Annotated in this window: 22 protein-coding genes and 1 tRNA gene; 16 read left to right on the forward strand and 7 right to left on the reverse strand. The window is 70.8% G+C overall.

The features are described from left to right. Positions 1-3: 3 nt before the first annotated feature. The 3 genes from dnaG (at position 4) to ACK8OX_RS06060 (ending at position 4,423) form a co-directional block, all read left to right on the forward strand. Positions 4-1,833 carry a DNA primase gene (dnaG, locus tag ACK8OX_RS06050; RefSeq protein ID WP_430663045.1) on the forward strand — a complete coding sequence of 610 codons (1,830 nt, stop codon included), beginning with the start codon at positions 4-6 and terminating at the stop codon, positions 1,831-1,833. A gap of 75 nt (positions 1,834-1,908) precedes the next feature. Continuing rightward, on the forward strand, positions 1,909-3,834 hold the full coding sequence (gene rpoD, locus ACK8OX_RS06055) for an RNA polymerase sigma factor RpoD (protein WP_430663046.1): 1,926 nt from the start codon (positions 1,909-1,911) through the stop codon (positions 3,832-3,834). A gap of 1 nt (position 3,835) precedes the next feature. Then, entirely contained in the window at positions 3,836-4,423 is a 588-nt protein-coding gene (locus ACK8OX_RS06060; protein ID WP_430663047.1) for an N-acetyltransferase family protein, read from the forward strand. A gap of 3 nt (positions 4,424-4,426) precedes the next feature. Here ACK8OX_RS06060 and ACK8OX_RS06065 read toward each other — a convergent pair whose 3' ends face one another. The 3 genes from ACK8OX_RS06065 to ppa all read right to left on the reverse strand — a co-directional run bounded on the left by ACK8OX_RS06065 (position 4,427) and on the right by ppa (position 8,046). Continuing rightward, complete coding sequence (locus ACK8OX_RS06065) at positions 4,427-5,119, reverse strand: hypothetical protein (RefSeq protein WP_430663048.1); 693 nt, start codon at positions 5,117-5,119, stop codon at positions 4,427-4,429. Between the two features lie 81 nt (positions 5,120-5,200). Next, complete coding sequence (locus ACK8OX_RS06070; RefSeq protein ID WP_430663049.1) at positions 5,201-7,330, reverse strand: sodium-translocating pyrophosphatase; 2,130 nt, start codon at positions 7,328-7,330, stop codon at positions 5,201-5,203. Between the two features lie 176 nt (positions 7,331-7,506). Further along, on the reverse strand, positions 7,507-8,046 hold the full coding sequence (ppa, locus tag ACK8OX_RS06075; RefSeq protein ID WP_430663050.1) for an inorganic diphosphatase: 540 nt from the start codon (positions 8,044-8,046) through the stop codon (positions 7,507-7,509). Between the two features lie 179 nt (positions 8,047-8,225). Between ppa and ACK8OX_RS06080 the strand changes: the two genes are divergently transcribed. From ACK8OX_RS06080 to ACK8OX_RS06120, 9 genes are all read left to right on the forward strand, one after another. Then, positions 8,226-9,410, forward strand: coding sequence for an E22 family MetX-like putative esterase (locus tag ACK8OX_RS06080; RefSeq protein WP_430663051.1), 1,185 nt, complete (start codon positions 8,226-8,228; stop codon positions 9,408-9,410). Between the two features lie 87 nt (positions 9,411-9,497). Then, the gene (locus ACK8OX_RS06085) at positions 9,498-10,547 is read left to right on the forward strand and encodes an ABC transporter substrate-binding protein (protein WP_430663052.1); all 1,050 of its coding nucleotides are present in this window, start codon (positions 9,498-9,500) and stop codon (positions 10,545-10,547) included. After that, the gene (locus tag ACK8OX_RS06090; RefSeq protein ID WP_430663053.1) at positions 10,544-11,596 is read left to right on the forward strand and encodes an ABC transporter ATP-binding protein; all 1,053 of its coding nucleotides are present in this window, start codon (positions 10,544-10,546) and stop codon (positions 11,594-11,596) included. The genes ACK8OX_RS06085 and ACK8OX_RS06090 overlap by 4 nt, the downstream gene beginning before the upstream one ends. Next, on the forward strand, positions 11,593-12,423 hold the full coding sequence (locus tag ACK8OX_RS06095) for an ABC transporter permease (RefSeq protein WP_430663054.1): 831 nt from the start codon (positions 11,593-11,595) through the stop codon (positions 12,421-12,423). Before ACK8OX_RS06090 ends, ACK8OX_RS06095 begins: the two co-directional genes overlap by 4 nt. Beyond that, on the forward strand, positions 12,420-13,208 hold the full coding sequence (locus tag ACK8OX_RS06100; protein WP_430663055.1) for an ABC transporter permease: 789 nt from the start codon (positions 12,420-12,422) through the stop codon (positions 13,206-13,208). The genes ACK8OX_RS06095 and ACK8OX_RS06100 overlap by 4 nt, the downstream gene beginning before the upstream one ends. Positions 13,209-13,213: 5 nt before the next feature. Beyond that, positions 13,214-13,879 carry an RraA family protein gene (locus ACK8OX_RS06105; protein ID WP_430663056.1) on the forward strand — a complete coding sequence of 222 codons (666 nt, stop codon included), beginning with the start codon at positions 13,214-13,216 and terminating at the stop codon, positions 13,877-13,879. Positions 13,880-13,922: 43 nt separating this feature from the next. Beyond that, positions 13,923-13,995, forward strand: a tRNA-Ile gene (locus ACK8OX_RS06110). A 78-nt stretch (positions 13,996-14,073) separates the two neighbouring features. After that, positions 14,074-15,753 (forward strand): energy-dependent translational throttle protein EttA, encoded by a 1,680-nt coding sequence (ettA, locus tag ACK8OX_RS06115; protein ID WP_430663057.1) that lies wholly within the window; start codon positions 14,074-14,076, stop codon positions 15,751-15,753. After that, complete coding sequence (locus ACK8OX_RS06120; RefSeq protein ID WP_430663058.1) at positions 15,750-16,307, forward strand: GNAT family N-acetyltransferase; 558 nt, start codon at positions 15,750-15,752, stop codon at positions 16,305-16,307. The genes ettA and ACK8OX_RS06120 overlap by 4 nt, the downstream gene beginning before the upstream one ends. On the opposite strand, the gene ACK8OX_RS06125 is transcribed toward ACK8OX_RS06120, so the two are convergent. Beyond that, positions 16,280-16,909 (reverse strand): MlaC/ttg2D family ABC transporter substrate-binding protein, encoded by a 630-nt coding sequence (locus ACK8OX_RS06125; protein ID WP_430663059.1) that lies wholly within the window; start codon positions 16,907-16,909, stop codon positions 16,280-16,282. The genes ACK8OX_RS06120 and ACK8OX_RS06125 overlap by 28 nt on opposite strands. A 50-nt stretch (positions 16,910-16,959) precedes the next feature. After that, on the reverse strand, positions 16,960-17,775 hold the full coding sequence (locus ACK8OX_RS06130) for an MlaA family lipoprotein (protein ID WP_430663060.1): 816 nt from the start codon (positions 17,773-17,775) through the stop codon (positions 16,960-16,962). Positions 17,776-17,948: 173 nt separating this feature from the next. Between ACK8OX_RS06130 and metF the strand changes: the two genes are divergently transcribed. Further along, complete coding sequence (metF, locus tag ACK8OX_RS06135; protein WP_430663061.1) at positions 17,949-18,896, forward strand: methylenetetrahydrofolate reductase [NAD(P)H]; 948 nt, start codon at positions 17,949-17,951, stop codon at positions 18,894-18,896. 30 nt (positions 18,897-18,926) lie between these two features. Here metF and ACK8OX_RS06140 read toward each other — a convergent pair whose 3' ends face one another. Together ACK8OX_RS06140 and ACK8OX_RS06145 are read right to left on the reverse strand one after the other, a co-directional pair. Beyond that, positions 18,927-19,367, reverse strand: coding sequence for a hypothetical protein (locus tag ACK8OX_RS06140; RefSeq protein ID WP_430663062.1), 441 nt, complete (start codon positions 19,365-19,367; stop codon positions 18,927-18,929). A gap of 127 nt (positions 19,368-19,494) precedes the next feature. Continuing rightward, positions 19,495-20,439, reverse strand: coding sequence for a bile acid:sodium symporter family protein (locus ACK8OX_RS06145; protein ID WP_430663063.1), 945 nt, complete (start codon positions 20,437-20,439; stop codon positions 19,495-19,497). Positions 20,440-20,500: 61 nt separating this feature from the next. On the opposite strand from ACK8OX_RS06145, the gene ACK8OX_RS06150 reads away from it, so the two are divergent. From ACK8OX_RS06150 to ACK8OX_RS06160, 3 genes are read left to right on the forward strand one after another with little or no spacing between them, the layout of a single operon-like run. After that, entirely contained in the window at positions 20,501-20,998 is a 498-nt protein-coding gene (locus ACK8OX_RS06150) for a pentapeptide repeat-containing protein (RefSeq protein WP_430663064.1), read from the forward strand. A gap of 58 nt (positions 20,999-21,056) precedes the next feature. Beyond that, positions 21,057-23,273 carry an ATP-dependent helicase gene (locus tag ACK8OX_RS06155; RefSeq protein ID WP_430663204.1) on the forward strand — a complete coding sequence of 739 codons (2,217 nt, stop codon included), beginning with the start codon at positions 21,057-21,059 and terminating at the stop codon, positions 23,271-23,273. Continuing rightward, the gene (locus ACK8OX_RS06160; RefSeq protein ID WP_430663065.1) at positions 23,273-24,196 is read left to right on the forward strand and encodes a 50S ribosomal protein L11 methyltransferase; all 924 of its coding nucleotides are present in this window, start codon (positions 23,273-23,275) and stop codon (positions 24,194-24,196) included. Before ACK8OX_RS06155 ends, ACK8OX_RS06160 begins: the two co-directional genes overlap by 1 nt. The last annotated feature ends 53 nt before the right edge of the window (positions 24,197-24,249 follow it).

Below are 24,249 nucleotides of genomic sequence, written 5' to 3' on the forward strand. Positions count from 1 at the left end.
CCCATGGCGCTGCCTCCTCAATTCCTCGACGAACTCCGGCTGCGGACGCCGCTGCATGCGCTGATCGGCCGGAAGACACGGCTGGCGAAATCGGGGCGGAACTGGAAGGGATGCTGTCCCTTCCACGGCGAGAAGACGCCGTCCTTCTATGTCTATGACGACCATTTCCACTGCTTCGGCTGCGGGGCGCATGGCGACGCGATCAGCTTCGTCATGCGGGCGGAGGGCGCCTCCTTCCCCGAGGCGGTGGAGCGCCTCGCCTCGGAAGCCGGGCTCGAAGTTCCGAAGCCGACACCTGAAGCGGCGGCGCGCGAGCGCCGCGCCCGCGACCTGTTCGGGGTGCTGGAAGCCGCCACCGCGGCCTTCCAGCGCCGGCTGCGCCTGCCCGAGGGGGCCGAGGGCCTGGCCTATCTCAAGCGCCGCGGCGTGTCTGACGACACCATCGCCACCTTCGGCCTCGGCTGGTCCGGCGGCGGTCGCGGGGCGATCGCCGCCGACCTGAAGGCAGACGGCATCACGCAGGAGCAACTGGCCGAGGCCGGGCTGATCCGGGGGAGGGAGGAGGGCGAGGGCTTCTCCGACCTGTTCTACAACCGGGTCATGTTCCCGATCCGCGACCGGCGCGGGCGGGTGATCTCCTTCGGCGGCCGCATGCTCGGCGATGGCCAGCCGAAATACGTCAACGGACCGGAAACCGCGCTGTTCCAGAAGCGGCGCAGCCTCTACGCGCTCGACCTCGCGAAGGAGGCGGCCTTTCGCGGTGCGCCCGTAGTTGCCGTGGAAGGTTACATGGATGTCATTGCCCTGCACCAGGCGGGCTTCGGCGGCGCGGTCGCCCCGCTCGGCACCGCACTGACGGCGGAACAGATGGAGGAACTCTGGCGGCTGAGCCCGGAGCCGGTGCTCTGCTTCGACGGCGACGCCGCTGGTGCCCGCGCCGCGGCGCGGGCCGCCGAAGCCGCGCTGCCGCTGCTGTCGGCCGAGAGGACGTTGCGGCTTGCCACACTGACGGGTGGCGAGGATCCGGACACGCTGGTGGCCAAAGGGGGGCGGCTGGCCTTCCAGGCGGTGCTGGACGGCGCGCGGCCCCTTTCGGAAGCGCTTTACGGGCTGATCGCGGAGGGTCGGCCGGCGGTCACGCCGGAACAACGCGCCGCGCTGCGGAACCGGCTTGCGGCCGTGGCGGCCACCATTCCGGACAAGGGCCTCGCTGCGGAATACCGGCGCAGCCTTCTCGACCGCTTCTTCGAGGCCACGCGGTCCCGTGGGGGCGGCGGGCGCCTGGCCGCGCGGCCGGCGGGCAAGGTCGCCCGCCCCGCCATCACCGGCACCCGCACGCGCCAGGCGCAGGCCCGCGCGCTGCTCGGGGTCACGTTGCGCCATCCCTGGCTGCTGCATGACGTGGAGGAGAGCCTGGCGGCGATCGAGATCGAGGATGGCGAGATCGCGCGGTGCCGTGCCCTTGTTCTCGCATGGCTCGGATCGGCTCATGAGCTTGACTCCGGCGCCTTGATGGACCACCTCGCGAAAGGCGGAATGGGGGAGTTCGCGGCGGCACTCCTGCGTGATCCCGGGCTTCCTGCGGCGGCGCAGGCCGATGCACAGCCGAAGGAGGCCCTGGATGCCTGGTGGCATTTCTTCGGCCTTCTCCGCGGCGAGGCGGAGCTGGCGGAGGATCGCCAGGCGGCGCTGAGGGCCCTGGCGGACACCAACGACCCGGCCGCGCAGCAGCGCCTGATCCGCCTGACCGAGGCGCTCGGCGCCTTGCGTCGCGGGGAATGGGCCGAGGCGGACGGGACGACGGGCGGCGGGGGCGCAGGCGGCACCCCATAGGGTAGAGGACATTCGCACACGCGCCCGGGGTTGCCCCGCGGCGCGGCGATGCGGCGTTGACGGAGCAGGTCTGGCATGGCGACCAAGGTGGCGAACGGTGCGGAGACCGCGGAAGGCCGCGACGAGGCGGTGGAAGGCGTCCTGGCCGATACGCTGACCGCCGCGGTCAAGAAGCTGATCGCCCGGGGGAAGGAGCGCGGCTACGTCACCTATGACGAGCTGAACGCGGCGCTTCCCTCGGAACAGGTCTCCTCGGAGCTGATCGAGGACACCATGGCGATGCTGAACGAGATCGGCGTCAACGTGGTGGAGAGCGAGGAGAGCGAGGACGGCGAGGCCGCGCCCGCCGCCAAGCCCGTCGCCAAGGCCGACGAGGAAGAGAAGGAGGACGAGGAGGGCAGCGGCAATGTCGACGAGGAAAGCCTCGGCCGCACCGACGACCCCGTCCGGATGTACCTGCGCGAGATGGGCAGCGTCGAGCTGCTCTCGCGCGAGGGCGAGATCGCGATCGCCAAGCGGATCGAAGCCGGCCGCGACATGATGATCGGCGGGCTCTGCGAAAGCCCGCTGACCTTCAAGGCCATCGTGAAGTGGCATGAGGACCTGAAGGCCGGCCGTATCCTGCTGCGAGACGTAATCGACCTGGAAGGCACCGCCAGCGCCAACACGCCGGAAGGCGCTCCGGCCGAGCCCGAGGAGTATGAGGAGGGCGACGAGAGCGAGGGTGCCGTCGGCCTCTCCCTCTCCGCGCTCGAGGAGAAGCTGAAGCCGGAGGCGCTGGCCGCCTTCGAGGCGATTGAGGGCGCCTACGGCAAGCTGCACAAGCTGACCTCGAAGCGGATGGACGCCTACACCTCGGGCGGCGAGACCTCGGCGCGCAGCGAGAAGACCTACGAGAAGCAGCGCCAGGAACTGGTCGCGCTGGTGGAGAAGGTGCATCTCCACAACAACCGGATCGAGGAACTGGTCGACCAGCTCAAGGGCCTCAACCGACGGCTGACGACGCTCGAAGGTCAGATCCTGCGCCTGGCGGAGGCGAACAAGGTCAAGCGCGACGAGTTCATCGAGCAGTGGCGCGGCAGCGAGCTCGACCCCGCCTGGTTCGAGCGCATCGGGAAGCTGAAGGGTAGGGGCTGGCAGAACTTCACCGCCCGGTCCAAGGACGACGTCGAGGCGGTGCGCGGGGAGATCGGCAAGGTCGCGGCCGAAACCGGCCTGCCGGTGGCGGAGTTCAAGCGCGTCTACAGCACGGTCAGCCGCGGCGAGCGCGACATGACCCAGGCGAAGAAGGAGATGATCGAGGCGAACCTGCGCCTGGTGATCTCCATCGCCAAGAAATACACCAATCGTGGCCTGCAGTTCCTGGACCTGATCCAGGAAGGCAACATCGGCCTGATGAAGGCGGTCGACAAGTTCGAGTACCGCCGCGGCTACAAGTTCAGCACCTATGCGACCTGGTGGATCCGTCAGGCGATCACGCGCAGCATCGCAGACCAGGCGCGGACCATCCGCATCCCGGTCCACATGATCGAGACGATCAACAAGCTGGTCCGCACCAGCCGCCAGATGCTGCACGAGATCGGCCGCGAGCCGACGCCCGAGGAGCTTGCCGAGAAGCTCGGCATGCCGCTCGAGAAGGTGCGGAAGGTGCTGAAGATCGCGAAGGAGCCGATCTCCCTCGAGACGCCGATCGGCGACGAGGAGGACAGCCACCTCGGCGACTTCATCGAGGACAAGAACGCGATCATCCCGCTCGATGCCGCGATCCAGTCCAACCTGCGCGAGGCGACGACGCGGGTGCTGTCGAGCCTGACCCCGCGCGAGGAGCGCGTGCTGCGCATGCGGTTCGGCATCGGCATGAACACCGACCACACGCTGGAGGAGGTCGGGCAGCAGTTCAACGTGACGCGCGAGCGCATCCGCCAGATCGAGGCGAAGGCGCTGCGCAAGCTGAAGCACCCGAGCCGCAGCCGAAAGCTGCGCAGCTTCCTGGACAACTGAGATGGGGGCGGCGGCGGGCGCGATGCGCGAGGCGGTGACGCGCATCGCGGTGGACGTGACCTTCCTGCGGATGGACGCCCCGCCCGAAGGCCCCGCGCCGGCCTTCCCGGACGGGGCGGCGATGACGCGTGTTGCGCGTTGTTCGGTGCCCTTCTACCGCTACCTCTATGACACGGTCGGGCGGGACTGGGTCTGGTGGCTGCGCCGGACGGTCGCGGACGAGGAGGTCGCGGCGCTGCTCGCCCGGCCCGAGGTGTCGATCCATGTGCTCTACCAGGATGGCGAACCTGCCGGCTTCTACGAACTGGAGCGGCGGGGCGGCGATGCCGGCACGAACCTCTCCTATTTCGGGTTGATGCCGCATGCGATCGGGCGGGGGATGGGAACGGCGATGCTGCGGCATGCCATCGACACCGCCTGGTCAGATGGGCCGCGCATGCTGACGGTGAACACCTGCACGGCCGATCACCCGCGCGCCCTGCCCAACTACGTCGCGGCCGGCTTCCGAATTCTGCGCACGATGCGGGAGGTCTGGCCCGTGCCGAACCGGCTCGGCCTGCGCATCCCGGACCGTCTGCGCGTCGGCTGAGCCTCAGCCCGGCCCGGCGGGCTCAAGGCCGAGCGTCTGGTAGCAGGCGCGGAAGGCGTGCACCGGCTCGGCATAGCCCGGCACGGTGCCGCGGGGCTCGCGCCGGCCGAGATCCGGCCGCGATACCTGCACACCCCCGTCCAACCGGATGACCTGCTCCGGCCCGACCGTCACGATGGCGACGGTGACCTTCGACCCGAGCCGGGACCGGATGCCATCGACCAGTTCCTGCGGCGCGATCGCGCCGTTGAGGTGCCGGTCGGGGCGCCCCGTTCCGCCCGGCTCCTGCGGCCAGCCGCGTGCGATGCCGTTGACCAGCGCCAGCGGCGCGCGCGCATCCGCGACATCCTGGCGGAAGCGCGCGAACAGGGCCGCGTATTTGTCGTTCAGGGCGGCGATGTCGTCCGGCCGGATTTCCTGCACCTGCCGGTCCCTTCGCGGGAAGTCGTGGTGGTGCAGCAGGTTCAGGCGGCGATTGTAGACGGAATTCTCGCCGTCCCCGACGGTCGGCGTGACCACCAGGTCCCCGGGCAGGACATGGAAGGCGAAGCCGGGGTCCAGCATCTGCAGCATCGCCTTCGCGGGCGTGATCCACCAGTCGAAGGGATAGGCGCGGGTGACGCCGAAATGGCTGCGCGTGTTCCAGGCGTTGCGGCAGTTCGGTCCCAGGCTGAAGACCAGGTCATGGGGTGGCATGTCGCGGGCTTCCCGGGGTGGACGTGAAAAGGGCCGGCGGATCGCTCCGCCGGCCCTGCTCGTTCGGTGGTGCCGGCGTGGTCAGTGCGCCAGCATTGCCAGCAGCAGCAGCGCCACGATGTTGGTGATCTTGATCATCGGGTTCACCGCCGGGCCCGAGGTGTCCTTGTACGGATCGCCCACGGTGTCGCCCGTGACCGCCGCCTTGTGGGCCTCGGAGCCCTTGCCGCCGAAGTGGCCTTCCTCGATGTACTTCTTGGCGTTGTCCCAGGCGCCACCACCGGTGGTCATCGACACCGCGACGAAGAAGCCGGTGACGATGACGCCGAGCAGCATCGCGCCGACCGCCGTGAAGGCCGCCGCCTTGCCGCCGATCAGCAGGATGACGACGAAGACGAAGATCGGGCTGAGGACGGGCAGCAGCGAGGGGATGATCATCTCCTTGATCGCCGCCTTGGTCAGCATGTCCACCGCGCGCCCGTAGTCGGGCTTGTCGGTGCCGGCCATGATGCCCGGCTTCTCGCGGAACTGGCGGCGCACCTCCTCGACCACCGCGAAGGCCGCGCGGCCGACCGCCGTCATCGACATGCCGCCGAACAGGTAGGGCAGCAGGCCGCCGAACAACAGGCCCACCACGACATACGGGTCGGAGAGACTGAAGTTCAGCACGCCGACGCCCGCGAAGTAGGGATAGGTCTGCGGGTTGGCGATGAAGTAGTTCAGGTCCTGCGTGTAGGCCGCGAACAGCACCAGCGCGCCAAGGCCCGCCGAGCCGATCGCATAGCCCTTGGTGACCGCCTTGGTGGTGTTGCCCACGGCGTCGAGCGCATCGGTCGAGACCCGGACCTCCTTCGGCAGCCCCGCCATCTCGGCGATGCCGCCGGCATTGTCCGTGACCGGGCCGAAGGCGTCGAGCGCGACCACCATGCCCGCCAGCGCGAGCATCGTCGTCGTCGCGATGGCGATGCCGTAGAGGCCGGCCAGGCCGTAGGAGGACAGCACGCCCGCGATGATGATCAGCGCCGGCAAGGCGGTGGATTCCATCGAGACCGCGAGGCCGCGGATCACGTTGGTGCCGTGGCCGGTCTGCGATGCCTCCGCGATGGACTTCACCGGGCGGAAGTCGGTGCCGGTGTAGTATTCCGTCACCCACACGATCGCCGCCGTGACCGCCAGCCCCACCGCGCCGCAGAGGAACAGGCTGAAGGCGCCGAAGGTATGGCCGCCGGCCGTGACCGTGCCGGTGCCGAAGGTGATGTAGGCCAGCGGCAGCAGCACCAGCAGCGACAGCACGCCCGTGACCACGAATCCGCGGTACATGGCGCCCATGATGTTGTTGTTCGCCGGCAGCTTCACGAAGTAGGTGCCGACGATGGAGGTCACGACGCAGACCGCGCCGATGGCCAGCGGGAACAGCATGGCCGCCACGCGCGACTGGTCCGCGAAGGAGATCGCGGCCAGCACCATGGTGGCGACCATGGTGACCGCATAGGTCTCGAACAGGTCGGCCGCCATGCCGGCGCAGTCGCCGACATTGTCGCCCACGTTGTCGGCGATGGTGGCGGGGTTGCGGGGGTCGTCCTCGGGGATGCCGGCCTCGACCTTGCCCACCATGTCGCCGCCGACATCGGCGCCCTTGGTGAAGATGCCGCCGCCGAGGCGGGCGAAGATGGAGATCAGCGAGGCGCCGAAGCCGAGCGCGACCAGCGCGTCGATCACCAGGCGGCTGTTCGGCGCCGCGCCGCCGATCGGCACCAGGATCAGGAAGTAGACCGCGACGCCGAGCAGCGCGAGGCCCGCGACCAGCATGCCGGTGATCGCGCCCGACTTGAACGCGACATCGAGGCCCGCGGCCAGCGACTGCGTCGCGGCCTGCGCGGTGCGGACGTTGGCGCGCACCGACACGTTCATGCCGATGAAGCCCGCCGCGCCCGACAGCAGGGCGCCGATCAGGAATCCGATGCCCACCGCGAAGGCATGGCCGCCGAAGCCGAAGGCCACCACGATCAGCACGAACAGCACCGCGCCGACGATGGCGATTGTCGTGTACTGGCGGCTCAGATAGGCCGAGGCGCCTTCCTGGATCGCCTTCGCGATCTCCTGCATGCGTGCGGTGCCGGCGTCCCGCCCGAGCACCTCCTTCGCGGTGATCACGCCATAGGCGATCGATAAGGCGCCCAACGCGATGATCAACAGTAGTGCCAGCGTCATCAAGGCGACGTCCCCCTCTGCTCCCCCCGCCTTGCGGTACCGCCGGCCACGCGGACGCGCGGCCACCGGCCCCCGGCACGGGCTGTGGAGAACCTAGGCGGGAAGCAGACGCACTGGCAACGCCGCCCCGGGTGGAAATCGGCAACAAACCCCCGTGGCCCGGGTGGCGGGGGACTTCAGCCCTCCTGCGCGGCGGCCTCGTAGGCGGCCATCGACTTCAGGATGATCTCCGCCGCCTCGCTGGCGCTGCCCCACCCGCGGACCTTCACCCACTTGTCGCTCTCGAGGTCCTTGTAGGTGGCGAAGAAATGCTCGATGGCGCCGCGGGTGATGTGCGGCAGTTCCTCGGCGCTCGTCACGCCGGAATACATCGGGTGGACCTTGTCGTGCGGCACGCAGACGATCTTCTCGTCCGAACCGGCCTCGTCCACCATGTGCAGCACGCCGATCGGCCGGGCGCGGATGACGCAGCCCGGCACTACCGGGGCGGGGGTCAGGACCAGGACATCCGCCGGATCCCCGTCATCGGCCAGCGTGCCCGGTATGAAGCCGTAGGCGGCCGGATAGGCCATGGGCGTGAACAGGAAGCGGTCCACCACCACGGCCCCGCTTTCCTTATCGAGCTCGTATTTGACCTGGCTGCCCTGGGGGATCTCGACCACAACATTGACATCGTGGGGAGGCGCCTTCCCGGTCGGGATCTTGGCCAGGTTCATCGTGCGGGGACCCTACCTGCGGGGCGCCGCCCGACCCACTCCGGCAGTACCGAAGCGGGATGTTGCGACGCACAATCGCGCAGCACTTACCAGCCTTCCCCCGCCGCGGCAATCGCGGCGGCTTGCACGGCCGCCGCCGGCCGCCCCACCATGGCGGCCCGAAGGGGAGGAGGGATCACATGGCACGACGCCGCCAATGGCTGGCCGCTGCCCTCGCGCTCGTCTGGCTGTCCGCGGTCCCGCCGGTCTCCGCCCAGACCGAACTGGTGGAGAAGCAGGTCTTCGAGGCGGGGGAATACCGCACCCGCGGCGGCGGCGTGATCCCGAATGTCAGGATCGGCTACCAGACGGCCGGGCGCCTGAATGCCGCGGGCGACAATGCCGTGCTCGTCACCCACTTCTTCTCCGGCAACAGCCATGCCTTCGGCCGCTATGCCGAAGGCCAGCCGGCCGGCTACTGGGACGCGATCATCGGCCCGGGCCGGGCGATCGACACGGACCGCTGGTTCGTCATCTCCTCGGACACGCTGGTGAACCTCAACGTGCGGGACGGCCGGACGGTCACCACCGGCCCCGTCTCGGTGAACCCGGCCAGCGGGCGCCCCTGGGGGGTGGAATTCCCGGTCGTCTCGATTCGGGACTTCGTGGAGGTGCAGAAACGCCTGCTGGACCATCTCGGGGTGCGCCGCCTCGCGCTGGTGGCGGGCGCGTCCATGGGCGCGCTGCAGGCCATCGAATGGGCGGCGGCCTACCCTGACATGGTGGACCGGGTCATGCCGGTGATCGGCACGGGGGAGATCGACCCCTGGATGATCGGCTGGCTCGACATCTGGGAGGCGCCGATCCGCCTCGACCCCAACTGGCGCGACGGCGACTACTACCTCCCGGGGCGGGAGCCGCCGCTGCGCGGCTTGGCGGAGGCGCTGAAGATCGTCACGGTCCATGCGCAGGATCGCCCGGCGCTCGCCCGGTTCGGCCGCCGCCCTGCGGAAGGCCAGGACCCCGCGCGCAGCATCCGCGACCGGTTCGAGGCGGAGCGTGCCCTGGACGAAGCCGCCCTGGCGCGCGCGCGCATCTCGGACGCCAACCACTTCCTCTACCTTACCCGCGCGAACCAGCTGTTCCTCCATGAATACCCCAGCACGGAGGACGCGCTGTCGCGCAGCCGCGCGCGCTGGCTGGTGGTCGCCTCGCCGACCGACCGGGTGTTCATGATTGACTACAACCGCGAACTCGTCGCGCTGCTGCAGCGCCTCGGCCGGCCGGCGGAACTGGCCGAGGTGACCGGGCCGCTCGGCCACCTGAACGGGGTGGTGGCGATGGCGCCAGTCGCCGACCGCATCCGCGCGCTGCTCGGATCGTAGCCGCAACCCGCCGGCTCCGGACGGGGCCTTGGCAGGAGGCACGCGGGCTTGCCATTCTCCCGCCCGAACCGGACCGGGATTCCCTTCATGCGCCGCGCCCTGCTTGCCGCCATCGCCTGCCTCGGCCTCGCCGCGCCGGCCCTGGCGCAGACCCAGCCCGGCGGGCGGATGACGCTGCAATCCTATGCCGGCATCTTCCGCGACAACTACACGCAGGTGGTGGTGAACCCCTTCACCGCCGCCCGTGGCACGCAGGTGCAGTATTTCGAGGGGGGCACCAGCGCGCAGATGCTCGGCACGCTGCGTGCCCAGCGTGCCGATCCGCAGATCGACGTGGTGCTGATGGATGTCACCACCGCCGCGATCGCCTGCGCGGAGGGGCTGGTCGAGCCGCTGGACGCGACGACGCTGCCCGTGATCGGCGAACTCGACCAGATGGCCCGCGACTCGGGCGGCCGCTGCGGTCCGGCTGTCACCTACGACCATCTGGCGCTGGTCTACGACACGCGTGCCGTGACGCCCGCCCCGACGCGCTGGGCCGCCATGTGGGAGCCGGCGCATCGCGGCCGCGTCGCGCTCTCCGCGCCGCCCAACATCCAGGGCCTCGGCATCACCGCCATCCTGGCCCATGCCGCGAGCGGCGACTGGCGCAATGTCGGCGCGGCCATGCCGCGGCTTCGGGAACTGGCACCGGGCGTGCAGACCTTCGATCCGAACCCGGACGGCTACACCCTCATCCTGAACGACCAGGTGCGCTTCGCCACTGGCTGGAACGCGCGCGCGCAGCTCTACCGCGACCAGTCCGGTGGACGGATCGGCGTGGTCCTGCCGGAAGAAGGCACGGTCTTCCAGGTGAACACGATCAACGTCGTGGCGAATGCGAAGAACCGCCCGCAGGCGCTGGCCTTCGTGGCGCATGCGCTGTCGGCCGAGGCGCAGAAGGCCTTCACCGAACGCATGTTCTACGGTCCCACCAACACGCGCGCGCAGATCTCGCCCGAGGCGCTGGCCCGCACCGCCCTGGCCCCGGAATTCCGCCAGCGCGTCATCCCGCTCGACTGGAACGAGATGGTGCGGCTGCGCGACGGCTGGAACCAGCGTTGGCGGCGCGAGGTGATCTCGGCGTCCGGCCGGTGACGCATCTGCGCCTGGAGGCGCTGACCCGGCGCTTCCCCGGTGCGGCCCATCCGGCGGTGGACGCCATCTCGCTCGAACTGCCGCGTGGCGCGTTGCTGGCGCTGCTCGGCCCGTCGGGCTGCGGCAAGACCACCACCCTGCGGATGATCGCCGGACTCGAGCTGCCCGATGCCGGGCGCGTCGTCGTGGCTGGGCAGGATGTCACCGCCCTGCCGCCGCACCGGCGCAACATGGGCGTGGTGTTCCAGTCCTACGCCCTGTTCCCGCACCTGTCGGCCGCGGCCAATGTCGCCTTCGGGCTCGAGATGCGCGGCGTCCCGCGGGCCGACCGCCAGCCGCGTGTGGCGGAGGCGCTGGCGCTGGTCGGGCTGTCGCAGCTGGCGACCCGCAAGCCGCGCCAGCTGTCGGGCGGCCAGCAGCAGCGCGTCGCACTGGCCCGTGCGCTGGCGCCACGCCCCGACCTGCTGCTGCTGGACGAACCGCTCTCCGCCCTCGACGCCAAGCTGCGGGAGGAGGTGCGCGACGAGATCCGGACCCTCCAGCAGCGGCTCGGCGCCACCACCGTCTTCGTCACCCATGACCAGACGGAAGCACTGGCCATGGCCGATCTCGTGGCGGTGATGAACGAGGGGCGGGTGGAACAGCTGGACGCACCGGAGGTCATCTTCGAACGTCCCGCGACGCGCTTCGTCGCGACCTTCGTCGGCCGCGCCGCGCGGCTGCCCGGCCAGGTGGAGGGCGCGGGTGCCATCCGCTGCGGCGGCGTCACCCTGCGCGCCGCGGAGACTCCATCCGCGGGCGCGGTCGAGGTGTTCATCCGCCCGCACCGCATCCACCCCTTGCCGGAAGGGGCCGGCGCCGACAACGTGGTCGAGGCGACGCTGGCGCGCCGCGTCTACACGGGCGACGTCGTGACCCTGGAATGCGACAGCGCGGCGGGGCGGCTGGTGGCCGAACTTCCCGGCGGCACGCGGGAGGCGGCGCTGCCGGTCGGGGCGGTGCTGCGGCTCGGCTTCGCCGCCTCCGACCTGCGCGTCTTCCCCGCATGACCGGGCTGCTGCTGGTCCTGCCCGCGGCGTTGATCCTCGCGGCAGGGTTCCTCTATCCGATGGTGCTGCTGGCGCGGATCAGCCTGAACCGCACCAGCGACATCGGGGCGATGGAGCCGGCGCTCACCCTCGAGACCTACGGGAAGATCATCGGCGACGACTTCACCTGGGAACTCGCCGGCAACACCGCCACCCTCGCCGCGGGCTGCGCCGCCGCCGCCGTCGCGCTCGCGCTGCCGGTCGCGCTGCTGATCCGCGCGGCGCCGCCGCGGTGGCGCGGCGTGCTGTCGCTGATGGCGGTCGCGCCGCTGCTGGTCTCCGGCACCGCGCGGGTGGTGGGGTGGATGGCGATCCTCGGCGACCGCGGCATGGTGAATGCGGCGCTGGCTTGGCTTTCGCTGGCCGATGCGCCCGTGCGGCTGATCAACAACTGGACCGGCGTGCGGATCGGCCTGACGGAGAGCCTGATGCCCTATGCCTGCCTCGTGCTGATCGCGGGGCTCGGCCGGCTCGACCCGCGGCTTGAGGAGGCGGCGGCGACGCTCGGCGCCACCCGCGCGCGCACCTTCCTGCGCGTCACGCTGCCGCTGGCGGCGCCGGCGCTGCTGGCGGCCTTCCTGCTCACCCTCGTGCTCGGCATCTCGGCCTTCGTCACGCCGCGGCTGATGGGGGGAGGGCGGGTCTTCGTGGTGGCGACAGAGATCTTCGACCTGGCGCTGGAGACGGTGGACTGGCCAGCGGCCTCGGCCATGGCGATGCTGCTGCTGGGCGCGCTCGCGGCCGCGATGCTGCTGCGCGGCCTGCTGGCGCGGCGGGGCGCGGCATGAGGCCCGGCTGGGTGCTGCGCGCCTTCGCCGGCGCGGGCTATGCGCTGCTGCTGGCGCCGGCGCTGCTGGTGGCAGTCATCTCCTTCTCGGCGGGTGACTTCCTCACCTTCCCGCCGCCCGGCCTGTCGCTGCGCTGGTATGCGGCGCTGGTGGCGAATGCCGAGCTGATGGCGGCGCTCCGCAACTCCGCCCTGCTGGCACTGGCCGTCGCGGCGGTGGCGCTGCTGACGGGCATCCCCGCGGCCTATGCGGTGGCGCGGCTGCGCTTCCCGGGGCGCGACGCGATCGCCGGCCTGCTGGCCGCGCCGCTGCTGCTGCCCACCCTGGTGCTGGGGCTGGCGCTGCTGCTCGCCCTGCAGCCGTTGCGGCTGGCCGCCACCTGGCCGGGGCTGCTGCTGGCACATTCCATGATCGCGCTTCCCTTCGCGGTGCGGATCATGACCACCGCCCTCGCCGCCGTGCCCCGCGACCTGGAGGAAGCGGCCTGGACGCTCGGCGCCACGCCGCTGCGCGCGGCGCTGCGCGTGACGCTGCCGATCGCCGCGCCGGGCGCGGTGGCCGCGGGGGCGCTCTGCTTCCTCGTCTCCTTCGACGAGACGGTCATCAGCCTCTTCCTGGTCGGGCCCCGGCTCTCGACCCTGCCGGTCGAGATGTTCCGCTATGCCGAGAACCGGACCGACCCCCTGGTGGCGGCGCTGGCCATGACGCTGATCGGCGTCGCGCTGGGGGTCGTGCTGCTGGTGGAGCGCCTGGTCGGATTCACCCGAGCCCTGGGAAGGGAGTGACGAGAGTGCCGAAATACGTGGTGGAGAGGATGCCCGCGCCGGTCAGCGCGGAGGTCGTCGCCCTGCTGGAGAAGACCGAGACGGCGACGGTCGGGCACTGGCGCCATTGGGGTTTCGTGGACCGGCGCGTGCAGGGCCTGCTGCGCCGCCGGGTGGCCGGCACGGCGGTGACGGTGCAATGCCCGGGGCCGGATTCGACCATCCTGCACCACGCCCTCGGCCTGCTGCGGCCCGGTGACATCCTGGTGGTGGACCGGCTGGGCGACGACCGGCACGCCTGCTGGGGCGGCGGCGTGACGGTGGCGGCCAAGGCCGCGGGCTGCAAGGCGGGGATCGTGGACGGCCCCTGCACGGACATCGAGGAGGTGGAGGCGTCGGACTTCCCGCTCTGGTGCCGCGGCCTCGCGCCGATCACGACCCGCATCTACGACCTGGGCGGGCGGATGAACGTGCCGGTCTCGATCGGCGGCGTGGTGGTGATGCCGGGTGACGCGGTGCTGGCCGACGAGTCCGGCGTGCTGGTCCTGCCGCCCGCGGAGGCCGAGGCCGAGGCCCGCGCCGCCATCGCCCGGCAGGAAAGGGGGCTTGCCAGCCAGGCCCGCTGCGCGGCCGGCGAGAAGCTCGGCATCATCAGCGGCGCATCGGCGAAGGTGGAGGCCGGCCTGGCCTGACGCTTGCGCCCCGGCCCGCCCTGGGCGATTCAGGGGGCGGGCCGGGCCTGTAGCTCAACGGTCAGAGCGGGCCGCTCATAACGGCTTGGTTGCAGGTTCGAATCCTGCCGGGCCCATTCCCGCCGGTTTGCAGCGGGGGGGCGGCCGGGGTAGAACCCGCAGCCCCTCCCCATTTCCGCCGGAAGTCCCAGCCGATGCCCGCTTGGCAGTACATCTATGTGATGAAGGATCTCACCAAGTCCTATCCGGGCGGACGTGAGGTCTTCAAAGGCATCACCCTGTCCTTCCTGCCGGACGCGAAGATCGGCGTGCTCGGCCCGAACGGCGCCGGCAAGTCCACGCTGATGAAGATCATGGCCGGGATCGACAAGGAATTCGGCGGCGAGGCCTGGGTCGCGGAAGGTGCGCGCGTCGGCTACCTGCCGCAGGAGCCGCACCTGAACCCCGACAAGACGGTGGGCGAGAACGTGATGGAGGCCTTCACCGAGCTCTCCGCCAACCTCGCCCGCTTCAACGAGATCTCCGAGAAGTTCGCCGAGGAGATGGGCGAGGAGGAGATGAATACCCTCCTCGCCGAGCAGGCCGAGCTGCAGGAGAAGATCGACGCCGCCGAGGGGTGGGAACTGGAGCGCCGGATCGAGATCGCGCTCGACGCGCTGCGCTGCCCGCCCTTCGACAGCAAGGTCGCCCACCTCTCGGGCGGTGAGCGCCGGCGCGTGGCGCTGTGCAAGCTGCTGCTCGAGAAGCCGGACATGCTGCTGCTCGACGAGCCGACGAACCACCTGGACGCCGAAAGCGTCGCCTGGCTGGAGAAGACGCTGCGCGAATGGCAGGGTGCGGTGCTGGTCGTCACCCATGACCGCTACTTCCTGGACAACGTAACGAACTGGATCCTGGAGGTCGATCGCGGGCGCGGCTTCCCGTACCAGGGTAACTACTCCGCCTATCTCGACCAGAAGCGCAAGCGCCTGCAGCAGGAGGAGCGCGAGGAAAGCGCCCGCCAGCGCCAGCTGGCGCGCGAGCAGGAATGGATCGGCCGCAGCCCCGCGGCGCGCCAGGCCAAGTCCAAGGCGCGCATCACGGCCTATGAGGAACTGCTGCAGAAGAGCCAGGATCGGGCGGGCGGCGAGGCGGAGATCATCATCCCGCCGCCGCCGCGGCTCGGCAACACCGTCATCGTCGCCGAGAACCTCCGCAAGGGCTACGGCAACCGCCTGCTGATCGACGATCTCGACTTCAAGCTGCCGCCGGGCGGCATCGTCGGCGTCATCGGTCCGAACGGCGCCGGCAAGTCCACGCTGTTCAAGATGATCACCGGAGTCGAGACGCCTGATGCCGGCACGCTGGTGGTGGGCGACACCGTCAAGCTCGGCTACGTGGACCAGAGCCGCGACAGCCTCGACGACAACAAGACGGTCTGGCAGGAAATCTCCGACGGGATGGACCAGATCACCATCGGCAAGCGCACCATCGCGTCGCGCGCATATGTCGCCGCCTTCAACTTCAAGGGCGCGGACCAGCAGAAGCGCGTCGGCATCCTGTCGGGCGGCGAGCGCAACCGCGTGCACCTGGCGAAGATGCTGAAGCGCGAGCACAACGTGCTGCTGCTGGACGAGCCGACCAACGACCTCGACGTGGACACGCTGCGCGCGCTCGAGGATGCGCTCGAGGAATTCGCGGGCTGCGCGGTGGTGATCAGCCACGACCGCTGGTTCCTCGACCGCCTGGCCACCCACATCCTCGCCTTCGAGGGCGACAGCCATGTCGAGTGGTTCGAGGGCAACTTCGAGGCCTATGAGGCCGACAAGCGACGCCGCCTCGGCGCCGCGGCGGACCAGCCGCACCGGATCAAGTACCGTCCGCTGGCGCGGTGACCGGCCCCATCCTCGCCGCGCCGCGCACGTTGACGACGGCGCGGCTGTCCCTTCTGCCGCCGGGGCCGGAGCACCTGCCGGAACTCCAGCGGCTGAAGGCGGATGAGCGCGTCTTCGGCCTCATGCTCCACGGCACCCGCAGCCTCGAGCGGACGCGCGAGGAGCTTGAGGACGACATGGAATTCTGGCTGGTGCGCGGCTACGGCACCTGGTCGGTCTTCGAGCGCGCGACGGGCGACTTCCTCGGCATCACGGGCCTGATGGAGCGGCCGGACGGGCGCGGCGTCGCGTTGCGCTTCGCGCTGTGGCCGGAATGCCGGGGCAAGGGCTACGCCCGGGAAGCGGCCGCCGCCGCGCTGGAATTCGGCCATCGCGCCGGGCTTGGGCGCATCATCGCGGTGGCGCGGGACACCAACCTCGCCTCCCGCGGGGTGCTGACCGACATCGGCATGACGGAGTGCGGCGAGTTCCGCCACCAGGGCCACCGCATGCTCGTCTTCGAGAGCGTGCGGTGGCCGGGCGCGGTTCAGCCGCCTTCGCGCGAGGCGAGCTGACGGATCTGCTGGCGCATCGCCACCAGCAGCGCCTCCACGCTGTTGCCGTTGCGGGCGATGACGCTGCTGTATTCGCTCCGCGTCGTCAGGCGCAGGCTGGTGCCCTCGGCGATGACGTCCACCACCTTCGGCTGGCCTCCAACTTCCGCCACGCGCCAGTCGAGCCCGAAGGCCGGGCTGCCGGGGCGCTCGATGACGGTGTTGACCAGCGCATCCTCCTCCGTGCGCGCCTGCGCGCGCCCAAGCGCGAAGCGGACGCCCTGGAACTCGCCGAAGCGGGCGGAGAGGTTGCGGATCAGCACCTCCTCGAACAGGCGCATGTATTCGGCCTGCTGGTCCGGCGTCGCGGTGCGCCACCAGCGGCCGAGGATGAAGCGGCCCACATTCTCGACGTCCACGGCACGGCGAAGGATCCCGGCGACACGTTCCCGCCGCTGCGCAAGGGGAACGCCGGTCGCGTTGATCGCGGCCACCATCTCCTCGCCGGTGGCCTGGATGAAGGTGGCGGCGCGCGCAATGTCGACCTGCTGCGCCAGGGCGGGCCGCGCGGCCATGCTGCCGAGCAGGACGGCAAGCAACGTGCGGCGGGGGGTCCTGGTCATCACTCTCTCCTCCGCGGCACATCGTGCCGCGTATCCATCCTGGGATGCGCTCAAGGGCGCAGCCCCTGCATGCCGGTGCCGATGCCGAAGCCGGTGCCGGACGCGGCAGGCGACGCGGACGAGGGCTGGTTCCGGATTTCGACAACGCGCCGCTGGCGATAGGCGCTTCGCAGGGCCGCGTAATAGTCGATCGACCCCGCGCGAAGCTGGTCGAGCGGCGTGATCAGCCCGGCCCGGGTCTCGGCCACCGTTACCGCGGTTCGCGTGATGTTGATGGCGTCGAGAGTCTCGCCGCCGCTGACCCAGGTAAGCGGGTTGATGGCGACATCCGTTGCCTGTCCCACCAGGTCGCGCGGGTTGCTTGGCCCGAAGACCGGGACGAACAGATAGGGGCCTTCCGGCGCGCCCCAGACGGCCAGGGTCTGGCCGAAATCCTCGGTATGGCCGAGCAGGCCGAAATCGGTCGCACGGTCGAAGATGCCACCGATGCCGACCGTGGTGTTCACCAGGAAGCGCCCCATGGTGGTCGCTGCGCGGTGCGGTTCGCCCTGCAGCACGTCGTTCACCAGGATGACCGGGGTCCGCAGGTTGCCCAGCACGTTGCGGATCGCGGTCCGCACCTCCGGCGGGATGAAGATCTGATAGGCCTCGCCGACCGGGCGCAGCACCAGCGTGTCGATGCCGTCATGGATGAAGAACAGGCCGCGGTTCAGGGGCTCCAGCGGGTCGTTGGTCGCACGGAATTCGGCCACGGCCTCCGCATCGCCCGGATCGGGGCGGGTCGCGCAGGCGGACAGCCCCAGTGCCAGGGCAAGCGCAAGGGCTGGCCGGAAGAAGCGGGGGGGCAGGCGTCGGGTGCGGGTCAAGTCATCCCTCCGGATCGCAGCGCGCCGGGCATGGCCCGACCTGTCGCGCCCAGGGCTTCCTGGGACGTGTCGGCACCCTTATATGCGGCAGCGCAGCGGAGCGGAACGGTGCAATGCGACCGGTCACGCTTCGCCACACGCCCTTATGCAACCCGGAGCGGGGACCCTGCCCGATGAATGTCGCGCTCAATGCCCCCCTGGCCGGAACGCTGCAACGCTGGTTGACGGGACCGCGGATCGCGGGCCTGCCGCAGCCGACCGACCTGCCCCCGCCGAAGCTGTCCTTTGAGTTCTTCCCCCCGAAGAACGAGGCCCTTGAGCAGAGCCTCTGGACCGCGATCCGGAGGCTGGAGCCGCTTGCGCCCCGCTTCGTCTCGGTCACCTATGGCGCCGGCGGCTCCACCCGCGCCCGCACGCATGAGACTGTGGCACGGCTGGCGCGCGAGACCAGCCTGACCCCGGCCGCGCACCTCACCTGCGTCGGCGCGACGCGGGACGAGGTGGACGAGGTCGCGCGCGGCTACCTGGAAGCGGGGGTGCGCCACATCGTCGCGCTACGGGGTGACCCGCCGGCCGGCGCCACCGAATACACCCCCCATCCCGGTGGCTACGCCCAGGCCGAGGACCTGGTCGGCGGCTTGCGGCGGATCGCCGATTTCGACATCAGCGTCGGCGCCTATCCGGAAACCCATCCGGCCGCGAAGTCGGGCGGCGCGGACCTCGATTTCCTCAAGCGCAAGATCGATGCCGGTGCGACGCGCGCCATCACGCAGTATTTCTTCGACACCGATGTGTACCTGCGCTTCCTCGACCGATGCGGCGCGGCGCGGATCACGGTGCCGATCGTGCCGGGCATCCTGCCGGTGTCGAACTTCAAGCAGGTGCAGCGCTTCAGCGCCATGTGCGGCGCCTCGGTGCCCGCCTGGATGGCCCGCCTGTTCGATGGCCTCGACGACGACCAGGAGACGCGCCGCATGGTCGCCGCCGTGGTCGCCGCCGAACAGGTGCGCCTGCTGCAGGCCAATGGCGTGGACGAATTCCACTTCTACACGCTGAACCGCGCCGACCTGACCTACGCGATCGCCCATCTCCTCGGCGTCCGGCCGAAGGCGGCGGAGTGATGCCGTGGCGTCGCCCGGCCGGGCGGCGCCTCACCGCATCACGTTGAACTTGTCGATCAGGAACACCGTGCCGATCAGCGTGCCCGCGAAGACGAGCAGGTGGATGCGGATCGCGTCCTTCCGGTAGACCATCGCCGGCGGAGGGTCCGGCACGGCCGAGGCGGCGAGCGCGGCGAGGCCGCGTGGCGGTTCGGCCGCCCGTTCGGGCGAGTCCGCCGCGGGGACGGCGGCGGCTTCGGCGATCTGTGCCTGCGTCTCGGCCGGGGTCAGGCAGGGGCCGAGATAGCCGAAGCGCCGCGCCGCCTCCTCCACGGACAGCGTCGCACCGTCCCAGGCGACCCAGTGCCGCAGATGCGGGTTCCAGCCGAGCGGGAGGGGATGCAGGCCGCCATCCTCGCTGCGCGTCACCCAATGCCAGGGCCGGTTCGGGTCCGCCGGTTCCCCGGGGCGTCGTGGATCGGGCCAAGCCATGCACGCTTCCTCCAGTGTCGGAGACGAAGCCTATGGCACCGCCCCCGGCGCGTCACGCGCCATGCCGTCCAGGCGCGTCACGCGCCATGCCGTCCAGGCGCATCACGCGCCCTGCAGTCCAGGCGCATCACGCGCCATGCCGCCGGATGCGGTCGTAGACCGGCCGCAGCAGGAAGGGGCTGAGGAACAGGGGAAACTGGCAGAGCGCGAAGAACAGCAGGATGCGCGGGTCGGTCGCGGCCGGCAGCACAGCCAGGTAGAGCGCCATGTTCCGGTTGCCCGACAGCAGTCCCGCCGCCAGCGCCACGCCCGGCCCCGCCAAGGGCCGCATCGCCAGCGCGGTCAGCAGGTTCAGGCCGAAATTCCCCGCGAAGGCCAGCAGCACGCCGCCGAGGACCCAGAGCGGCTCGGCCAGGATCCTCGCCTGCAGCCCATCCATCACGCCGAAGCCGTACAGCACGACGAGCAGCACCACCGCGCCGTCCACTGCCCGCCCGTGACGCGTCAGCCGCGCCTGGCCCGCAATGCGCCGGATCGCGAGGGAGATCAGCAGTGGCAGGCCCACCACCAGCGCCAGGCGCAGCATCAGGCCCTCGAGCGAGATCGCAAGGTCGATCCCGAGCAGGCCAAGCGCCAGGGGCGGGGCCGTGAAGGGGACGAGCAGCGTGGAGAGCACGGCCACCACCAGGCTGATCTCGCCGTCCAGCCCGACCAGTCGCGCGAAGGCGGGGGAGGAGGTGGCCGCGCACCCCGTCGCCATGATCACGACCGCGGCGCCGAGAGGCCCGTCCAGCCCCGCCGCACGCACCAGCGCGAAGACGATCAGCGGGCAGGCCAGCATCACCCAGACCAGCAGCGTGGCGACCAGGAACGGGCGCTTCAGGTAACCCAGCACCTGCCCGAAATCGACACGCAGCAGCACCAGCGTCATCAGGCAGGCGACAACGGGCGTCACCACGTCGCGCGTCGCCGCGGCAAGCGGCGGGACCAGCACCCCGGCGAAGACGCCGAAGCCCAGCAGCGCCCCGCCCCGGCGGGCCGACCATTCGAGGAATGCGGAAATCTGGCCCAAGGGTGCGAGGATGCGACGAGGTCGGTTGGAGATGTTCGGCCCTTGTTCTATATCCCCGCGCGTGTCCCAGCGCCAACTCCCCATCCTCGTGCTGCTCGCGGCCTGTCTTGCGGGGCCCGTGGCCGCGGCCTGCACCGATCCGCCCGCGCCGGAGGTGGTGTGGCGACGCTGCCTGCTCGACGGGCGGGACCTGACGGGCGCCGACCTCGCCCGTGCGCATCTGCGCGATGCCTCCTTCCAGCGGACCAGGCTGCACGACGCGCGGATGGCGGGCGTGGACGGCACCGATGCGCGTTTCGTCTCCGCCGACCTGGCCGGCGCGGACCTGACGGAGGCGACGTTGCGGGAGGCCGACTTCACCCGGGCATCGCTGCGCGGGGCGGCGCTGCGCCGCGCCGACCTGCGGCGGGCCCGCCTGTTCCGCGCCGACCTGACCGGCGCCGACCTGACGGGGGCGGAACTGCTGGGTGCGGATTTCTCGGGCGCGGTGCTGGACGGCGCACGCTGGACGGACGGGCAGCGCGTCTGCGCCGCGGGCAGCGTGGGAACCTGCCAGTGATGCGGCCCCGCCACGTGCGGCCATTCCCCCATCGGCCGGAGGACCGGGCGTGAACTCCATGGGCGGTGCCGACTACCTCGCGAAGCTCAACCCCGAGCAGCGGGAGGCCGTGGAGACGCTCGACGGCCCGCTGCTGGTGCTTGCCGGCGCCGGAACGGGCAAGACCCGTGTGCTGACCACCCGCTTCGCGCATCTCCTGATGACCGGGCGCGCGCGCCCGTGGGAGGTGTTGGCCGTCACCTTCACCAACAAGGCCGCGCGGGAGATGCGGGAACGCGTGGCGGCCATCCTCGGCCGGCCGGCGGAAGGGCTGTGGCTCGGCACCTTCCACGCGCTCTGCGCACGGATGCTTCGCCGCCACGCGGAGGTTGTCGGCCTGCGCACGAACTTCACCATCCTCGATGCCGACGACCAGCTGCGCCTGCTGAAGCAGGTCATGGACGCCGCGTCGGTCGACCTGAAGCGCTGGCCGGCGCAGGGCATGATGGCCGTTGTGCAGCGGTGGAAGGACCGCGGCCTGACGCCCGCGCGCGTGACGCCGGCCGAGGACACCGACTACGCGAACGGCCGCGGCCGCGCCCTCTACGAAGGCTACCAGAAGCGGCTGCTGGAGCTGAACGCCGCCGACTTCGGCGACTTGCTGCTGCACATGACGGAGATCCTGCGCACGCGGCCCGACATACTGGCCGACTACCACCGCAGCCTCCGCTACATCCTGGTCGACGAGTACCAGGACACCAACCTGGTGCAGTATCTCTGGCTGCGGCTGCTGGCGCAGCGGCCCGATCCGCAGCCGCAGAACATCTGCTGCGTCGGCGACGACGACCAGTCCATCTATTCCTGGCGCGGCGCCGAGATCGAGAACATCCTGCGCTTCGAGAAGGACTTCCGCGGCGCCAAGGTGGTGCGCCTGGAAGCCAACTACCGCTCCACCCGCCCCATCCTCGGCGCCGCCGCCGGCCTGATCGCGCGCAACACCGGGCGGCTCGGCAAGACGCTGCGCGCCGGGCGCAACGATGCCGAAGGGGAGAAGGTGCGCGTCGTCTCGCTGTGGGACAGCGAGGAGGAGGCGCGCATGGTCGGCGAACGGATCGAGGCCGCGCGCCGGTCCGGCCACTCGCTGGGCGAGATCGCCATCCTGGTCCGCGCCGGCTTCCAGACCCGCAGCTTCGAGGAGCGGTTGATCACCCTCGGCATCCCGTACCGCGTCGTCGGTGGGCTGAAGTTCTACGAACGCGCCGAGATCCGCGACGCGATGGCCTATATGCGCGTGCTGCACCAGCCCTCCGACGACCTCGCCTTCGAGCGCATCGTGAACACGCCCAAGCGCGGCCTGGGCGAGAGCGGGATGCGCGCGATCCACGAGGTCGCGCGCGCGCAGTCCATCCCGCTCGCCCACGCGGCGGAACGCCTGGCCGAGGGCGAGGCGCTGAGGCCGAAGCCACGCACGGCGCTGCGGGATCTGATGCGCGGCTTTGCGCGCTGGCGCGAGGTGAATGCGAAGGAAGGGCATGTGGTCGCCGTCGCGACCCTGCTGGAGGAAAGCGGCTACACCGCCATGTGGCAGGCCGACCGCAGCCCGGAGGCGCCCGGCCGGCTCGAGAACCTGAAGGAGCTGCTGCGCGCTCTGGCCGACTACCAGTCGCTCGCCGGCTTCCTGGACCATGTCGCGCTGGTGATGGAGAACGACGAGAATGCGGAGGGCGAGCGCGTGCAGCTGATGACGCTGCACGCCGCCAAGGGGCTGGAGTTCGACACCGTGTTCCTGCCCGGCTGGGAGGAAGGGGTCTTCCCGTCGCAGCGGAGCATGGACGAGGGCGGCGAGCGCGCGCTGGAGGAGGAACGGCGGCTCGCCTATGTCGGCATCACGCGCGCGCGGAAGCACGCGGTGATCAGCCATGCGGCGAACCGGCGCATCTACGGCAACTGGACCTCCTCCCTGCCGTCGCGCTTCCTCGACGAGTTGCCGCACGATGCCATCCTCCGCGAAGGCGCGGCGGGGATGCGGGCGCAGCGGATGGTGGATGCACCATCCGTCTTCGCCGGCGGCGGGCTGCTGGCGCGGCGCCCGAGGGTGATCGACGCCGGCGCGTGGGAGGTGCGTGAACGCCCCGCGCCGGAGGCCGGCTTCGCCGCCGGGGAGCGTGTGTTCCATGACAAATTCGGCTACGGCACCGTGCGCGGCACGGAGGACAGCCGCGTGGATGTCGAGTTCGACCACACCGGCGCGAAGCGGCTGATGGCCGGCTTCCTGAAGAAGGCGAGCGAGGTCTGATGCCGAGGGACACCTATTCGCAGCGTCGGGACCGCCGCGCCGACCCGCTGGAGACGATCTGGATCGACGCCCTGCCGGAAGGCGCCGTGCCCGCCTTCGAGGCCGCCTTGCAGACCGTGTGCCGATCCGTCGCGCTGTTCCGCGACGAGGCGACCGACACCTGGCGTGTGGAAGGCGTGCGCCCGCAGGGGGCGGGGGACGAGGAACTTGCCGGGGCGATGGCGCTGGCCGCGCTGGTTTCCGCCATCGAGCCGCCACCCCTGCAGGCTGCCCCCGTGGAAGCCGAGGGCTGGCTGGCCCGCACCTTGCAGTCCTTTCCCGAATCGCCGGTCGGCCGACGGTTCCTGATCCGCCCGACGCATCTGCCGGACCGGCGGGTGCATGGCCGCATCGTGCTGAAGCTGGATGCCGGGATCGCCTTCGGCTCCGGTGAACATGGCTCGACTCGCGGCTGCCTGGTCGCCTTCGAGCGTGTGGCGCAGGACGGCCGCCGGCGGAGCCGGGTCCTCGATCTCGGCACCGGCTCCGGCATTCTCGCGATGGGGGCGGCGAAGCGGCTGCGGCGGAAGGTCCTGGCCACGGACATCGAGCCGTGGAGCGTGCGTGTCGCGGAACAGAATGCCCGGATGAATGGTGTCGGCGCGCTGGTGCGGGCGCGCGTCGCGGATGGCTGGCGGGACCGGCATGTCCGGCGCGGCCGCCCCTATGACCTGGTTTTCGCCAACATCCTGGCCCGGCCGCTCTGTTCCATGGCGGCGTCGCTGTCGATCGCGCTGGCGCCGGGCGGCACGGCGATCCTGGCGGGGCTTCTCGACACGCAGGCCCGGATGGTGCTGGCGGCGCATCGCCGACGCGGGCTTGTGCTGGAACGCCGGCTGCCCCAGGGCGCCTGGACAACGCTGGTACTCCGGCGTCGCGCCTGACCCCGTACGAAGCGACGGGGCCGGCGCGGGGGGCGGCGCCGGCCCCGTGAGTC

The organism is Falsiroseomonas sp. CW058, from assembly GCF_050563535.1.
Classification (GTDB): domain Bacteria; phylum Pseudomonadota; class Alphaproteobacteria; order Acetobacterales; family Acetobacteraceae; genus Falsiroseomonas.

What these genes read in the sequence shown, in the direction of transcription:
- ACK8OX_RS06060 (WP_430663047.1), top strand. Translation starts at nt 3,836, where the DNA reads ATGGGGGCGGCGGCGGGCGCGATGCGCGAGGCGGTGACGCGCATCGCG.
- ACK8OX_RS06085 (WP_430663052.1), top strand. Translation starts at nt 9,498, where the DNA reads ATGCGCCGCGCCCTGCTTGCCGCCATCGCCTGCCTCGGCCTCGCCGCG.
- ACK8OX_RS06160 (WP_430663065.1), top strand. Translation starts at nt 23,273, where the DNA reads ATGCCGAGGGACACCTATTCGCAGCGTCGGGACCGCCGCGCCGACCCG.
- ACK8OX_RS06125 (WP_430663059.1), bottom strand. Translation starts at nt 16,909, where the DNA reads ATGACCAGGACCCCCCGCCGCACGTTGCTTGCCGTCCTGCTCGGCAGC.
- ACK8OX_RS06080 (WP_430663051.1), top strand. Translation starts at nt 8,226, where the DNA reads ATGGCACGACGCCGCCAATGGCTGGCCGCTGCCCTCGCGCTCGTCTGG.
- ACK8OX_RS06155 (WP_430663204.1), top strand. Translation starts at nt 21,057, where the DNA reads ATGGGCGGTGCCGACTACCTCGCGAAGCTCAACCCCGAGCAGCGGGAG.
- dnaG (WP_430663045.1), top strand. Translation starts at nt 4, where the DNA reads ATGGCGCTGCCTCCTCAATTCCTCGACGAACTCCGGCTGCGGACGCCG.
- ACK8OX_RS06100 (WP_430663055.1), top strand. Translation starts at nt 12,420, where the DNA reads ATGAGGCCCGGCTGGGTGCTGCGCGCCTTCGCCGGCGCGGGCTATGCG.
- metF (WP_430663061.1), top strand. Translation starts at nt 17,949, where the DNA reads ATGAATGTCGCGCTCAATGCCCCCCTGGCCGGAACGCTGCAACGCTGG.
- ACK8OX_RS06065 (WP_430663048.1), bottom strand. Translation starts at nt 5,119, where the DNA reads ATGCCACCCCATGACCTGGTCTTCAGCCTGGGACCGAACTGCCGCAAC.
- ACK8OX_RS06070 (WP_430663049.1), bottom strand. Translation starts at nt 7,330, where the DNA reads ATGACGCTGGCACTACTGTTGATCATCGCGTTGGGCGCCTTATCGATC.
- rpoD (WP_430663046.1), top strand. Translation starts at nt 1,909, where the DNA reads ATGGCGACCAAGGTGGCGAACGGTGCGGAGACCGCGGAAGGCCGCGAC.
- ettA (WP_430663057.1), top strand. Translation starts at nt 14,074, where the DNA reads ATGCCCGCTTGGCAGTACATCTATGTGATGAAGGATCTCACCAAGTCC.
- ppa (WP_430663050.1), bottom strand. Translation starts at nt 8,046, where the DNA reads ATGAACCTGGCCAAGATCCCGACCGGGAAGGCGCCTCCCCACGATGTC.
- ACK8OX_RS06140 (WP_430663062.1), bottom strand. Translation starts at nt 19,367, where the DNA reads ATGGCTTGGCCCGATCCACGACGCCCCGGGGAACCGGCGGACCCGAAC.
- ACK8OX_RS06095 (WP_430663054.1), top strand. Translation starts at nt 11,593, where the DNA reads ATGACCGGGCTGCTGCTGGTCCTGCCCGCGGCGTTGATCCTCGCGGCA.